The organism is Agaribacter flavus (assembly GCF_042646125.1).
Classification (GTDB): Bacteria; Pseudomonadota; Gammaproteobacteria; order Enterobacterales; family Alteromonadaceae; genus Glaciecola; species Glaciecola flavus.
Genome location: NZ_JBHRSW010000023.1, coordinates 1 through 14,729 on the forward strand (window position 1 = coordinate 1; position 14,729 = coordinate 14,729).

At 43.5% G+C, this 14,729-nt stretch carries 14 protein-coding genes and 1 pseudogene; 6 read left to right on the top strand and 9 right to left on the bottom strand.

Going from position 1 to position 14,729, the window contains the following annotated elements:
- Nucleotides 1-260: 260 nt before the first annotated feature.
- The 3 genes and pseudogenes from ACFOHL_RS12465 to ACFOHL_RS12475 form a co-directional block, all read left to right on the top strand.
- Nucleotides 261-458: pseudogene (locus tag ACFOHL_RS12465) on the top strand (sigma factor-like helix-turn-helix DNA-binding protein); the annotation flags it as partial.
- Between the two features lie 362 nt (nt 459-820).
- A complete protein-coding gene (locus tag ACFOHL_RS12470) occupies nt 821-1,687 on the top strand; it encodes an SPFH domain-containing protein (RefSeq protein WP_376920568.1) in 867 nt (288 codons plus the stop codon).
- Nucleotides 1,688-1,744: 57 nt separating this feature from the next.
- Nucleotides 1,745-1,948: a hypothetical protein gene (locus tag ACFOHL_RS12475; protein WP_376920569.1), complete on the top strand. Its 204-nt coding sequence runs from the start codon at nt 1,745-1,747 to the stop codon at nt 1,946-1,948.
- A 184-nt stretch (nt 1,949-2,132) separates the two neighbouring features.
- Here ACFOHL_RS12475 and uvrD read toward each other — a convergent pair whose 3' ends face one another.
- Entirely contained in the window at nt 2,133-4,301 is a 2,169-nt protein-coding gene (gene uvrD, locus ACFOHL_RS12480) for a DNA helicase II (RefSeq protein ID WP_376920570.1), read from the bottom strand.
- A 140-nt stretch (nt 4,302-4,441) separates the two neighbouring features.
- On the opposite strand from uvrD, the gene cysE reads away from it, so the two are divergent.
- Nucleotides 4,442-5,263 (top strand): serine O-acetyltransferase, encoded by an 822-nt coding sequence (gene cysE / locus ACFOHL_RS12485; RefSeq protein WP_376920571.1) that lies wholly within the window; start codon nt 4,442-4,444, stop codon nt 5,261-5,263.
- A 262-nt stretch (nt 5,264-5,525) separates the two neighbouring features.
- Here the strand turns inward: cysE and yghU are convergent, their stop codons facing one another.
- The 8 genes from yghU to lptM all read right to left on the bottom strand — a co-directional run bounded on the left by yghU (nt 5,526) and on the right by lptM (nt 11,696).
- The gene (yghU, locus tag ACFOHL_RS12490; RefSeq protein ID WP_376920572.1) at nt 5,526-6,374 is read right to left on the bottom strand and encodes a glutathione-dependent disulfide-bond oxidoreductase; all 849 of its coding nucleotides are present in this window, start codon (nt 6,372-6,374) and stop codon (nt 5,526-5,528) included.
- Between the two features lie 69 nt (nt 6,375-6,443).
- A complete protein-coding gene (locus tag ACFOHL_RS12495) occupies nt 6,444-7,040 on the bottom strand; it encodes an IMPACT family protein (RefSeq protein ID WP_376920573.1) in 597 nt (198 codons plus the stop codon).
- Nucleotides 7,041-7,046: 6 nt separating this feature from the next.
- Nucleotides 7,047-7,778 carry an HAD-IA family hydrolase gene (locus ACFOHL_RS12500; protein ID WP_376920574.1) on the bottom strand — a complete coding sequence of 244 codons (732 nt, stop codon included), beginning with the start codon at nt 7,776-7,778 and terminating at the stop codon, nt 7,047-7,049.
- Nucleotides 7,775-8,683 (bottom strand): tyrosine recombinase XerC, encoded by a 909-nt coding sequence (locus tag ACFOHL_RS12505; RefSeq protein ID WP_376920575.1) that lies wholly within the window; start codon nt 8,681-8,683, stop codon nt 7,775-7,777. The genes ACFOHL_RS12500 and ACFOHL_RS12505 overlap by 4 nt, the downstream gene beginning before the upstream one ends.
- A gap of 27 nt (nt 8,684-8,710) precedes the next feature.
- Entirely contained in the window at nt 8,711-9,394 is a 684-nt protein-coding gene (locus tag ACFOHL_RS12510) for a DUF484 family protein (protein ID WP_376920576.1), read from the bottom strand.
- Nucleotides 9,391-10,251: a diaminopimelate epimerase gene (dapF, locus tag ACFOHL_RS12515; protein WP_376920577.1), complete on the bottom strand. Its 861-nt coding sequence runs from the start codon at nt 10,249-10,251 to the stop codon at nt 9,391-9,393. Before dapF ends, ACFOHL_RS12510 begins: the two co-directional genes overlap by 4 nt.
- A 3-nt stretch (nt 10,252-10,254) precedes the next feature.
- Entirely contained in the window at nt 10,255-11,505 is a 1,251-nt protein-coding gene (lysA, locus tag ACFOHL_RS12520) for a diaminopimelate decarboxylase (protein ID WP_376920578.1), read from the bottom strand.
- Nucleotides 11,505-11,696, bottom strand: a complete 192-nt coding sequence (gene lptM, locus ACFOHL_RS17560; protein ID WP_449189029.1) for an LPS translocon maturation chaperone LptM — start codon at nt 11,694-11,696, stop codon at nt 11,505-11,507. The genes lysA and lptM overlap by 1 nt, the downstream gene beginning before the upstream one ends.
- Before the next feature lie 196 nt (nt 11,697-11,892).
- On the opposite strand from lptM, the gene ACFOHL_RS12530 reads away from it, so the two are divergent.
- Nucleotides 11,893-12,660, top strand: coding sequence for a hypothetical protein (locus ACFOHL_RS12530; protein ID WP_376920580.1), 768 nt, complete (start codon nt 11,893-11,895; stop codon nt 12,658-12,660).
- A gap of 146 nt (nt 12,661-12,806) precedes the next feature.
- Nucleotides 12,807-14,576: an arylsulfatase gene (locus ACFOHL_RS12535; RefSeq protein WP_376920581.1), complete on the top strand. Its 1,770-nt coding sequence runs from the start codon at nt 12,807-12,809 to the stop codon at nt 14,574-14,576.
- The last annotated feature ends 153 nt before the right edge of the window (nt 14,577-14,729 follow it).

Sequence of the window (14,729 nt, forward strand, 5' to 3'; positions counted from 1 at the left end):
CCACACTTGAGAAATTCATCAAATTCCTTTTCAACATGATATGGCAGCGATTTACCTTGCTGTGACAGCATCTCCTTAAATGCTGGATAGTGGCGCTCAACCAATTGATACAGTAATGTATGCTCTGGTCGGTGGCGTTTGTAGGTATGTTATTCAGCGATCTGCATCGATGTTATTGATTTGCTCACTTTCTAGTCAATAGGTTTGATGAATCGTTACTCTGTCGTTTTGAACAAACGAGAGTAACCATACCTATTACAATGAAAAAATTAAAAGACATATTAAGACTTAAATATGGTCAGCAACTGACTCATCGGCAAATTGCCGCCAGTTTATCCATATCAGCGTCAGCCGTATCTCGTTATACCGCGAAAGCCGCTCAAATGGGGATAACTGACTGGCCTCATAGTGAAAAGTGGGACGACGTCACTCTCAAACGGACATTTTTAAAAACAAAAAAGCGAGGGCGAATTGATGCAGTGGCAGGTAGTTCTCTTGTGTTGCGTTATCAGCTCAGTATGCATGAAGGCATGCAGTACGTGGACTTTAGCAAAAGACTGGTAATTGACTATAAGGAGCAGTGGTTGCATTTGTCTAAAAAGTCTAAGCACATTGACAAGCTACTTCCATTGAGGAAAGCACTGATTCGCTTAAAAGAGGCGGGAACCTTAGATTCGGTAATGGAAAAATATTATGATCACGACTGGCGTAGCTTTAGTCGTGAACTTGCAATAATACACTAGGGTCTGCGTTTTTATTTGCATTTTCGATCAATTGATATTAAAGTGATATCAATATGATATCACTTTAAAGGTTTCTTATGATTGCTGAAAAACAAGGGTTTTCCTTAAATGGCTATGTAGTATTGGTTGTTATGCTGGTTGTTGTCGGGCTTATTTCGCAGTTAGCGATGATTTCTCACGCTTCTGCTGTGGTTGGGCTAACAGTGGTTATCTTGACGATTCTGGTTTTAGCCTCATTCGCAGGCTTTTTCATGGTTCAGCCCAATCAGGGCAAAGTACTTTCTCTCTTTGGCAGTTATGTAGGAACGGAGAAAAGGCATGGCCTGCGTTGGACTATTCCTTTCTTTTTACGTAAGTCTGTATCTCTAAGAGTGCGAAACTTTGAAAGTGCAAAAATCAAGGTCAATGACAATCAAGGTAATCCTATTGAGATTGCAGCAATCGTTGTGTGGTCAGTGACAGACACCGCTGAGGCTGTCTATGAAGTAGATGATTACGAGAGCTATGTCACTATCCAAAGTGAAGCTGCGCTTAGAAACTTGGCGAGTATCTACCCCTATGATCCTCGAGATGATGCCGAGGCTGAAATTGCGCTACGCAGTCATCCCAGTGAAATTGCAGAAAACTTACGGAAAGAAATACAAGAGCGCTTGGGGAAAGCGGGTATTACCGTGCTAGAAGCTAGGATCAGTCATTTGGCCTACGCACAAGAAATTGCCAGCGCCATGTTACAGCGCCAACAAGCCTCGGCGATTATTGCAGCTCGAAATCGCATTGTTGAAGGGGCGGTGGGTATGGTTGATATGGCACTAAAACGTTTGTCTGAAAAAGAAATTGTGGAACTGGATGAAGAGCGCAAAGCAACGATGGTGAGTAACTTGCTGGTTGTATTATGTGCAGAAAAAAGCACGCAGCCCGTTGTTAATACTGGTTCGATATATTAGTGTTTTCTGTTTGGTTGATTGTCATTTCAGTGTTAGTAGTGCGAGTAACAGTATTTAATGAGTAAAAAAGCGTACCCCTTGCGTATCAATGAACAAGTATTGTCTGCTATGCAACGCTGGGCGGATGATGATTTAAGAAGTTTAAACGCGCAAATTGAATATGTCTTGCGACAAGCATTGGTAAAGTCCGGACGAGTAAAAGTCACTCAACGCGTCGTTACTGAAATTGAAGAAGTAGACAAACTCGCGCCCAAAAAGTAGTTAGTTGTGTTTTGGGGGATAGCATACAAGGAGCTAGGTGAGGGGATTGAATAACAAAGCCTCAAAGGCATGGATGCCTTTGTGGAGCACCCATGGATGGGGTTCAAAGCGCCTTTGTTATTCAATCCCCTCACCTAGCTCCTTGTGTGCTATCGCTCAATTCGCAATGGCTACGAGGTTCTGACTAACACTGTGATAACTTGGCATAGGCTAACATTAGCCATTTTGTGCCAAAATCATCAAAGTTTACTTGTACCCTTGCGTGTTCATTCGCGCCTTCATAATTGAGCACTGTGCCTTCACCAAACTTTTTGTGTGATACGCGTTGCCCGAGTGTAAAACCACTGTCTGTAAAGGTTTCATGCGAAGCGGCGCTATCAAAGCGGTTGAAAACGGGCTGGCTAACTTGTGAACGTAAACGGATTTCTTCGAGGTATTCCGAGGGAATTTCTCGGATAAAGCGAGAAGCCGTATGGTATTTATCTTGACCATACAATCGTCGGGTTTCGGCGTAAGTGATAATCAGTTGTTGCATCGCTCGGGTCATGCCCACATAGGCTAAGCGGCGCTCTTCTTCAATACGCCCAGGCTCTTCATTGCTGATTGTACTGGGAAACATACCTTCTTCTACTCCCGCCATTACAACCAAAGGAAACTCTAAGCCTTTCGCAGTATGTATCGTCATCATTTGCACGGCGTCTTGATCCGCTTGAGCTTGCCCTTCTCCGGCTTCTAGTGAAGCATGAGCTAAAAATGCTGATAAAGGCGTCATGTCCTCTGCTTCATCAGGTATCTCAAATTGTTTGCAAGCAGTGACGAGTTCTTGCAGGTTTTCTACCCGAGCTTGCGCTTTGTCGCCTTTCTCTGCTTGATACATGGCATATAAGCCACTGGATTTGATCACAGCATCGGCTTGTTGTTCTAAGCTAAGCACAGATGTTCGCTCAGTAATACCATTGATTAAGTCGATAAAGCTCTTTAGGGCATTGGATGCTCGGCCAGTCAGTCTTTTCTCGTTGACCATGGTTTCACTGGCTTGCCACATAGAATAATTGTTTTCCCGAGCAAATAAACGAATATTACTGAGTGTTTTGTCGCCTAAGCCTCTTGCAGGTGTATTTACTACCCGTTCAAAAGCCGCGTCGTCAATTACATTGTTCACCAAACGCATGTAACTGAGCGCGTCTTTGATTTCCTGGCGCTCGAAAAAGCGCAATCCACCATAGATTCGATAGGGTAGGCCTTCATGAATGAGAGCTTCTTCGAGCACGCGCGATTGTGCGTTGTTGCGGTATAGTATGGCTGTGTCCTTCAGGGCGTGGCCGTCTTCAAAAAACTGCTTAATACGAGACACAATAAAACGCGCTTCGTCGAGTTCATTAAACCCTGCATAGAGGGCGATTTTATTGCCTGCTTGGCCTTCGGTCCACAGATCTTTTCCTAAACGTCCGCTATTGTAGGCAATGACGGCATTAGCTGCATTCAGGATGGTACTTGTAGAGCGATAGTTTTGTTCAAGCCTTATGGTTGCTGCGCCATGGTAGTCTTTTAGAAACTTAGAAATATTGGCAACATTTGCGCCTCGCCAACCGTAAATACTCTGATCGTCATCGCCTACAATCATCATACTGTTTTTGGCGCTTTTGAGGAGTTTTAACCAAGCATACTGGATGTTATTCGTATCTTGAAACTCGTCTACCAAAATCGCGCGGAAACGCTGCTGATAATGTTCTTGTAATTCGTCGTTGTCGCGAATGGTTTCATAGCAACGAAGCAGTAATTCGGCAAAATCAACCAAGCCTGAACGTTGGCAGGTTTCCTCATACGCGGCATAAATCTCTTTCATTTTTTGTTGGTTAGGATCGTTGTTGGTAACAACATGTTGCGCACGTAAACCTTCGTCTTTATTGCCATTAATGAACCACTGTATTTGTTTAGGAGGCCAATGTTTTTCGTCTAGGTTCATTGCGCGTAACAGACGCTTTATCAGGCGGTATTGATCATCAGAATCGATGATAGTGAAATTTTGAGGGAGGCTGGCCTCTTCGTAATGCAAGCGCAATAAACGATGGGCCAGTCCGTGGAAAGTGCCTATCCACATCGCATTTAATGCGCCGCCAGAGAGTGCCTCTACGCGTCCTCGCATTTCTTTTGCTGCCTTATTCGTAAAGGTCACCGCTAGGATGCTATATGGCGAAATGTTTTCAACTTCCATCAACCAAGCAATACGGTGCACTAATACGCGAGTTTTGCCACTGCCTGCACCTGCTAAAACCAGCATGTCACTTTGGGGAGCGGCTACGGCTTCGCGTTGCTTATCGTTCATTTGATCTAAAAGTCTAGATACGTCCATCTTTATTTTTGTTGTGTTGTTTTTAGTGCACTATAACAAATTCGTAGTAAAAAAGCTGTGTATTTGTACAGCATGGATATTTGACACGGTCTATATTTTTATTAGACTTAGCGCCATCAGTGTCAAATGGGGTCAGTGTCATGTCACATCATCCTGCAAAAAATCAAGTGCTCGCCAGTGATGAGTTTTGGAAGGCGTTAAAGTCCGAGGCCAAAGAGGTCTCTGAACGCGAACCGCTGCTAGCTAGCTACATACATTCTTGCGTTTATGGACATCACAACTTTGAGACATCCTTAAGCTTTATACTATCGAACAAAGTCAGTGACGATGTGATGCCTGCCATGGCGGTAGGGGAAATCTTTAATGAAGCGTATTTGTTGAATCCCGCGATGGTTGAAGCTGCGATTTATGATGTGCAAGCTGTGGTCGCACGTGATCCCGCCGTCTCGACTTTTTTACCGGTATTGACTCACTTTAAAGGGTATCAATCTCTCCAAGTACATCGTCTTGCTCATTATTTATGGCAAAACGGGCGCAAAGAGTTGGCTTTGTTCATGCAAAGTCGTAATTCGGAAGTGTTTTCTGTCGATATTCACCCAGCGGCAAAGATTGGGCAGGGCGTCATGCTTGATCACGCTACCGGCATTGTAATTGGTGAAACTGCAGTGGTGGAAGACAATGTATCTATTCTTCAAAACGTTACCTTGGGCGGAACAGGGAATGAACAAGGTGATCGTCATCCAAAGATCCGTGAAGGTGTGATGATTGGATCAGGTGCAAAAATTCTTGGCAATATTGAAATTGGAAAAGGCTCTAAAGTTGGCGCAGGCAGCGTTGTATTAAACAACGTAAAATGCGGTGTGACTGTGGTAGGTGTACCCGCAAAAGTAGTCGGTAAGCCTGATTGCAAAATGCCTTGCGATTCAATGGAGCAAAATGTACTTCAAGATAAAGCTAAATAACCTGAACTCGGGATAAGCAACTCCGTCCAGCAGCGCCCTAAATCCCGATCTCTGCGTTACTCAAGCTTAAAATAACTCGTTATTCCTTCACTTGAGCGCCTTGATATCGAGCTTTAGGTCACTACTGGATAGTGGATTAAACGAAAGAAAAATAAATTCAAGAGTTTACAGAATTGCTTATCCCGAGTTCAGGTTAAATAACCTTTACTCAGAATAAAAATCTTCACAACTTGAGAAGCAAAATCAATATGGCTAACAGAACCTAGATTTTACCTTCGAAGTCTTCAGCGCTGTGGCGTTCAGGCAGTTGCTCGCTCTCTTCCCCCCACGAGCGGTTAACAATTCTTCCTCTTTGTACACTGGGACGCGCGGCAAGTTGTTTTGTCCAACGTTGTAAGTGGGTGTAGTCTTGCACTTGTAAAAACTCACCTGCTTCATACAGTTTGCCTTGCGCCAATACGCCGTACCACGGCCAAATGGCAATATCTGCAATACTGAATGTGTCACCGGCTATAAACTCATGTTGACTGAGTTGTTTGTCCAATACATCCAACTGACGTTTTACTTCCATTGTGTAGCGGTTAATGGGGTATTCAAATCGCTCGGGTGCATAATGATAGAAGTGACCAAATCCACCACCCAAAAATGGCGCACTGCCCATTTGCCAAAATAACCAGTTTAGGGTTTCGGTGCGTTTGTCTCCCGATGAGGGGAGGAGCACACCAAATTTTTCTGCTAGGTAAACGAGTATGCTGCCAGATTCAAATACGCGTTGCTTGTGGCCAGTACTATAGTCAAAGAGCGCAGGGATCTTTGAATTGGGATTGGCTTCTACAAAGCCGGAACTAAATTGATCACCTTCAGATATATCGATTAGCCAAGCATCATATTCTGCTTCATTGATGCCAAGGGAGAGTAATTCTTCGAGCATAATCGTGACTTTCACACCATTGGGAGTAGCTAACGAATACAACTGAAAGTCGTGTTCTCCTCGGGGAAGCGCTTTTTCGTGTGTGCTACCTGATATGGGACGATTTATGTTTGCAAATTTTCCGCCGCTTGCTTGATCCCAAGTCCAAACGGTTGGTGGAGTGTATGTACTATCGGACATATTTTTCGCGCCTTAAAATAAGTTGAGTAGAGTAAGAGCGGTGATTAACAGGATAACTTTCATACTGCTTTAGGAAGGGCTTTGATCACCGGTTAAAGCGGTAATGAACTTTTTGTATGGTTCTGCATAACTAGTTGGAAAACGAACAGACAGAGACACGTGTGCCGAATATGTGGCGTCTATTACGGTACCTTGATGGAGTAATAGCCAGTGCCTGACTTTTTGTTCATCACCAAAAGATACATGGCATTGCGTCTCAATGGCTTCGACTAAAACTTGTGTATCTAAGCTACTAAGCACAAGGTTGGTGGCATTTGAATATGCGCGAATCAAGCCGCCTGCACCAAGTTTAATACCGCCAAAGTAGCGACTAATTACGACAACAACATTCCCAACCTCACCGTGTTGTAAAACATTTAGCATCGGCTTGCCAGCAGTACCGCTGGGTTCCCCGTCGTCATTCATGGCGACACTGATTGGTTTGTGTGGGGAGCCTAACAAATATGCCCAGCAATGATGCCTAGCGTCTGGGTATTTCATTTTGCAGGTGTTTACTGCCGCTATTGCGCTAGCACGACTTTCGGCTTTTGCGGCATAGGCATAAAATTTACTTTTCTTTTCTTCAAATAAGCGTTCGCAGGGTGAGGTGGGAATACTATAGCTCACGATTATTTAAGCTTGGCTCTTGATGATTCGCTTTAGCTCTTTTAAATGTTTGAGCTGGACGTTGGGTAAGATTGTGGCGTCACGCTCATCACGCAAGTTCATCTCGCGATCCGCGGCATACCACGCCGTATTGTAGCCAGCATCTGAGGCACCTTTGATATCTTTTTCTAAGTTGTCACCAACGTGCAACATACTGTCCGGTGCGATGCCCAATAGAACCGATGCTTTGTTGAACATATCGGCGGCAGGTTTCATTCTGCCGTCTTTCCCAGCAAGCAAAATATGTGAAAAATACTTACTAATACCTATTTTTTTGCAGTCGACATTGCCATTAGTAATAGCAACGATTGGCAAGCGGTTAGACAAACTTCGCAACAACCGTCGAATACCTTTGGGCACGATAAAGTCACTTCGTTTGCCGTAAAATGCATCAAAACACTTGCTCACCGCATTGGGGATGTCGTCTGCGTTCATTTCAGCAAAAACAAATGCCTTGGTGAGTGTGACTTCTCTGAGGGCACTGACGTGATGAGCAAGTTCTGGTTGCTCTTTTAGCGCTTTTAACTTGAAAAGCGTCCAATCTTGTCTAGAGTAATGTGCGGCCTGAGGGTAGTGTTCACTGATGTAGTGTAATAGGTGTTGCTCAGCTGCCCGAATGTAAGGCCAGTTGTTGTAAAAAGTATCGTCTAAATCGAAGCTGATGGCTTTGATTTTTGGTAGTGGTTTGTGAATAATCACTTCTTCTTTGCCCTAGGGTGTGCTTTGTCGTAGACTTCTGCGAGATGTTGAAAGTTTAAATGAGTATAGACTTGGGTGGTGGATAAATTTGCATGCCCCAACAATTCTTGTACGCCTCTGAGATCTTTACTACTTTCTAATACGTGAGTCGCAAAAGAATGGCGCAATGTATGTGGACTGATCTTTTGGTACAAGGTTTGTGATTGTGCCCATTTGGTTAATCTGTTCGCGACTTGTCGTTGGCTCAGTCGCCGGTTTTGTTTGGATAAAAATAGCGCATTGTGATCGTCAACTGGCTCGACTAATTTGCGTTGCGCTAGGTATTTACTGAGTGCTAGTTTTGCTTTTCTACCGATGGGAATGATACGCTGTTTGCTTCCTTTTCCCGTTACTTTAAGGTCTCCCGAATCTAAAATATCGGTCAAATTTAGTTGGGTTAGCTCGGATAAACGCAATCCACAGCCGTACATTAATTCTAACATTGCCTTGTCTCGTAAACCCAAAAAGCTGTCGTCATCAAAATTGAGTAGCACAGCCATTTCGTCGGCATTTAGCTGCTTGGGTAAGGGCTTTTTTTCTTTTACTGAATGTACTTGTTTGGCTGGGTTGTAGCTTAGCTCGTTGTTTTCTACCAGATATTGGCAAAAGTTTCGAAAAACGCTTAAACGAAGATTAATACTGCGTGGCGATAAGCCTTGTTGCTTGCTCGTGTGCACGACTTTTTTGACCATTTGCGTATTCAACTGAGCCCAAGAAATATCGCCAATAATGGTTAAGCAGGCTTGTAGCTGACGTGTATAGTTACCAATCGTATGCGAAGATAATTGGCGTTCTATAGTCAGTACTTTTAAAAATCGTGTAACAGCTTCATAAGCCGTGAAGTCTTCAACCGATACCTCGTTCATTATCATTAGCTATATAGATAATCAGACTTAGCTGCGTAGTATACGAGGTAAATGGTATTCAAGATATTGTTTTAGATAGTCGAGTAAGCTGGTATCCATGCTCGGTGTAAAGTGCGAAGCGTCTGGACTTGCAACGGCTAATACCACGACCATCTGCTCATTCATGATCTTAATCAATGCTACCGAACCAATGTTTTCGGTATTAAACAATATCTTTTGCTCATGTGGACTAATCCGGCCAAAATAATAGGGCGTATTCGCTAGTTTTTTGTCCAGCAAACTGCGCTGAGGTAGTTCAGGTAGTGATTGTTTTGTATCGTCGTTGATAAAAACAAGATTGGCTTCCAACATGCCCAATTCTTCACATAGGCTTTGGTGCAAAGCAGATTCGACTTGAGCCAGTGTTTGTGCGCAAGATAAGACAAAATTAAGAGAGGCATAACTTTTATAAATGGTTTCGTTTCGCTTGGCGTTGCCTACCAAAGATTCGAGTTGCTTTTTTTGGTGTTTGACTTTTTCTCGGTATTGCTCCAATTGGATTTGCGTGAGAGACACTACGCCTTGATTTTCATGCGAGATTTTTAGGCTCGTTAATAAGGACTTGTGTCGCAGAAAAAAATCAGGGTGCTTCTCTAAATACTCAGCTATTTCGTGTTCTTCCAATGGCTTGCTAGTTTCGTCAAGTCTGTCGGCGGAGGCATGGTTTGTCATAACTGGATCTGCCCATCATAGACGTGTTCTGCTGGTCCCGTCATTTTTAACATAGCGTCGCTCCCTTGCCATTTGATTTTCAATTTACCGCCAGGTAACTCGACTTCGACTTCTTGATCAAGCTTGCCTTGTATCTGTCCAATGGCTGCGGCTGCGCATGCGCCACTGCCACATGCGAGTGTTTCACCTGCGCCGCGTTCGAACACTCTAAGCTTAATTTGTTTGCGATTGATGATTTGCATGAAGCCAACATTCACGCCCTCTGGAAAACGTTCATGTTGTCCCAATAATGCACCAATACCATCAACATCGGCAGTGTCGATATCCGGCACTTCAAGTACGCAATGGGGATTTCCCATTGACACTACGCCACAGAAAAAAGTTTGTTCTTGGTCGCGAATAATATAAGTGTTTTCTTTCTTATTTGCCTTAAATGGAATATCCGCAGGCGAAAAGTTAGGGCGCCCCATGTTAACGGTGACTAAACCCTCGCGCTCAAGGTACAAAATCATTTTACCTGCTTTGGTGCTGACAGTGATTTTGTTCTTGTTGATGAGCCCCTTATTTTTGACAAACCGAGCAAAGCAGCGAGCACCATTTCCACATTGAGACACTTCTGAGCCATCAGCATTAAAAATTCGATAGTGAAAGTCTTGTTCAGGGTCGTAGGGCGGTTCAACGACTAGCATTTGGTCAAAGCCAATCCCAAAATTTCTATCTGATAATTGTTGAATGCGCTCCTTCGAAAAATAGGCATTTTGGGTAATATTATCAATGACGACAAAATCGTTACCTAAGCCGTGCATCTTAGAAAATTGCAGAGTAGCAGTTTTTGGAGCTTTATTATTTTGTGGCATCGCTTACCCGTCCACGGTGTATTCATTTTCGAACAACTGTTCCACCGTCTCACGCGCGCGCACTAGCATTGCTTTGTCGCCATCGACCATGATTTCAGGGGGGCGGCATCGAGTGTTGTAATTGCTTGCCATCACAAAACCATAAGCCCCTGCACTGCGAACAGCAAGTAAGTCATTTGGAGCAATGTTAAGGCTACGGGCTTTTCCAAGGAAATCCCCAGTTTCGCAAACAGGACCGACAACATCGTATATTTCAGTATCGCCTTCACGTACTGAAACCGCTTCTATTTTTTGCCATGCGCTGTAGAGAGCGGGTCTAAGCAAATCGTTCATTGCCGCATCCACTATGGCAAAGTTTTTTTCTTCACCTTGTTTTAAGAACTCGACCTTAGTAACGAGTATACCTGCATTGGCGGCTATCGCTCTGCCCGGTTCTAAAATGAGGGTAAGGTGTTCCCTGCCTTTCATGCAATCTGCCATGGCCGCTGCGTATTCATTGGGATGTGGGGGGGTTTCGTCATCATAGACAACGCCCAAGCCACCACCTACGTCTAGATGGTCAATGTGTATACCCAATGTCGCCAGTTCGTCAATAAGCGAAAGCAATTTGTTTAAGGCGTCAACAAAAGGGGATATATCGGTGAGCTGAGAACCAATGTGACAATCCATTCCTTTTATGTCTAAATGTGAAAGCGTTTGCGCTTTTAGGTATGTTGCTATGGCATCTTCGTGCGCAATGCCAAATTTGTTAGCTTTTAAACCTGTGGAAATATATGGATGTGTTTTGGCATCTACATTTGGGTTAATGCGCAATGAAATAGGTGCTTTTTTATCTAGCGATTTCGCCACGGCATTGATGCGTTCAAGCTCGGGAATGGATTCTACATTGAAGCACTTAATGCCGACGTCTAAAGCATAGGCAATTTCTTCAGGGGTTTTTCCGACGCCAGAAAATACTACCTTTGCTGGATCACCGCCGGCAGCGATAACGCGTGCAAGTTCGCCTGCAGAAACAATATCAAAGCCTGAGCCGAGTTTTGCCAAGACAGACAACACACCCAAATTTGAATTGGCTTTTACCGCATAGCATATTAGGTGTTTGTGGGTACTTACTGCCGAATCAAATGCACGCCAATGCCTCTCAAGCGTGGCTCTAGAATATATATAACATGGGGTGCCATACTCGGCGGCAATATCTGCAACGGCAGTATCTTCTGCAAAGAGTTGTTGGTCTTTGTAATTAAAAAAATCCATTAAGGAGAAACCTCTGCGCTATCGTCATTAGATGCATCAGATTGTGGCGATGTGCGATTGGCTTCAAGTAGGTCTTGGTTTTGACTTTGATTACTTGTTGCCTGTTCGGGTAAATAAAGTGGACCTCGCTGTCCACAAGCACACGCAAGTATCGCAAAAACGAAAATACAGCACACTCTTTTTAGACGCATTTTTAGTCGATAACATTATCATTCAAAATTTCCCTAAAGATGCACGTCATACCGTGAAAAAGCAAGTACTTAGCCTAGATAAAAGTAGATAATTTGGAACATTTGGGCATAAACAGGGATAGATATGTGTATTTTATGGTCTGATGTGGCATTGTAGACCATTGAGAGTCAAATAGACTATGTTTGAGGATATCTTATGAAAATACTTAGGAATCGACCTTTTCTATTGCTTCTAGCGATATGGACCTGTTTTACAGGCATCGTGAGCAGCAATCTTCACGCGGCTGCCATGGATGAAAAGGCAAAAGTCATCGCAGATAAGACTGTAGAGGCTATGGGCGGAAGGGAGAGCTACAACAATACTCGTTACATTTCTTGGGTTTTCTTTGGGCGCAATTTTCATGTGTGGGACAAGTATACCGGCGATGTGCGCATCGAAGCGAATGATGGTCACTTAGTGTTAATGAATATTCATTCTAAAAAAGGCAAAGTGTGGAAAGATGGGGTAGCACTCACGGATTTAGCTTTGATTGAGGAAAAGCTGGAATGGGGATATCGCACTTGGGTGAATGATTCTTATTGGTTGGTTATGCCGTATAAGTTGCATGATGACGGTGTTGTACTGTCTTACTCGCGCGAAGACAAGACAGCAGAAGGAAAACTAGCTGATGTACTTACTATGACTTTTGAAGGGGTAGGGGTCACACCAGATAACAAATATGAGCTATTTGTTGAAAAAGATTCAAACATGATCACGCAGTGGAAGTATTACCCTAAAGCTGAGCAAGAAGAAGCAAGATTTACCATTCCTTGGAAAAACTGGCAGTACTATGGCGATATCATGCTATCTGACGATAGAGGGCAGATGAGTTTGCGCCCTGTAAAGGTATACCAAGATCTGCCGGAAGAAGTAATGCGTTCGCCACTTCCAACTAAAGATATACCAGGCGCTTTTTTACAATAGGAAGCAGTTCAAAATTGGCTTGTTTTTAATATTGATTTCGATGTCGACAAGCCAAACGAGCCTTAAACTTTTTTTCGACACTTACATTCTTTTGAATAACTTAGTGGTACTCTATTGTTACTACTTTGTAAACAGAGAGATAACTAATGCGTTGGAAAAAATGGACGTTCGTCGTGTTCCTTATGACCTTCGGTTCTGTGGGGGTTACCGAAGCGCTAGCTAAAGCAACCCCTAATATTGTACTAATAATGACGGATGATCAGGGATATGGAGACATTGGTGCTCACGGTAATCCTTACCTCAAAACGCCAAATATTGAGAGCATAGGTGCGCAGGGCGTGACAATGCCCACTTTTGTTACCTACCCAAATTGCTCCGCTACTCGCGCAGCACTACTTACTGGGCGTTATCCATATCGAGTAGGCGTGACTGCTGTGGTAAATGTTGATCATTTTATGCATGCTTCTGAAGTAACGTTAGCAGAAGTGCTGAGAGATAACGGGTATCGCACGGGTATATTTGGCAAATGGCACTTAGGCGACAGCTATCCAATGCGCCCATCTAACCAAGGGTTTGAAGAGGTATTAGTGCATAGAGCCGGTGGAATTGGTGCCCCAGGCAATGACATTGCTGGGCCGCCGGGTAATAGTTACTTTAACCCAATCCTCTATCACAATGACGTAGAAAAGACCTTTGAGGGCTATGTTGATGACATATTTACAGATGCCGCAATCAATTTCATAGACCAAAAAAGTAAGGATAACGAGCCTTTTTTTGTTTATTTGGCTAGTAATCTTCCACATTGGCCCCTACAAGTGCCTGACCATCGCGCTGAACGATTCAGGGAAATGGGCTTACACGAGGACAATGCGCTGGTTTACGGCATGATCGAGAACATCGATGATAATGTTGGCCGCGTACTCAAAAAGCTGAAAGACAACAATATTGAGAAGAATACCATTGTTATTTTTATGTCAGACAATGGGCCTCGTCACCGTCGAACAAAAAATGATCCGTTTCCTGGGCGATGGGTGGCAAATTTACGTGGAACTAAAACCAGCGTTTACGAGGCAGGTATACGTGTTCCATTTTTTGTTAGTTGGCCAGGCACGTTACCAGAAAACATAAAAACTGAAACAATGGGGACTGCTCTAGATATTTTTCCGACCTTGTTAGAGATGGCAGGTATTGCTGTGCCTCCTGAACTCAATATAGATGGGCATTCTCTGTATTCAGAGTGGCAAGGTGAACCAGACAAAGGTTTAAATGAGCGGCTTTTTTTCACGCAATTGCATTATGGTTCAACCCCTTTTCAATACATGCATTTTGCAGTTAGAGGCCAAAAGTATAAGCTCGTTGGACCTCACGACAATCCTCACCAAATTTACACACAGCCTACAGATGCAGAAATTCAGGATGTTATTCGTCGTTTGCAACTGTTCGACTTGGAGAACGATGAAAGCGAACGTATAAACATAGCGGCTCAACACCCTGAGATCGTTGATACGTACTTAGAGGCATATGAAAATTGGTTTGATGATGTCACTGATGAGCTATCGAAAAAAGGCATTCAACGTATTTATCTTGGCACCAAGGAAGCGCCGAATGCGTATTTATCTCGATATGATTGGGGTGGTCCAAGAGGTGTCTTTACGCGAGGAAATGCTGGGTTTTGGCGAGTGAGCACAGTAGCAGGAAAATACCAAATCAAAGTAACTTTGCCCTTTATCAAAAAAGATGGCTTTGTCCATCTGAAATATCAAGATTTGCATATAAAAAAGAAGGTAGCCAAGGGGCAAACAACGCTTACTTTTGAAGATGTCAAGCTACAGGCCGGTGAGGGTAATCTGCGGATTTATGTAAAGACAGAGCGCTTACCGGTTGGTCCGTTGTTTGTGAAAGTTGAAAAACGCTGATAGATGGATGAATATAGAATGTAGCTAGGCAGGGTAAATGCATCTAGGCTTGTGTAAAAGTACACAAGCCTAGATATATACCATTAGTGTTTAGCTACCGGATACATTGCTAAATTAAAGGCTGTCTCTATCTGTGAACGTCGTTGCAATTTG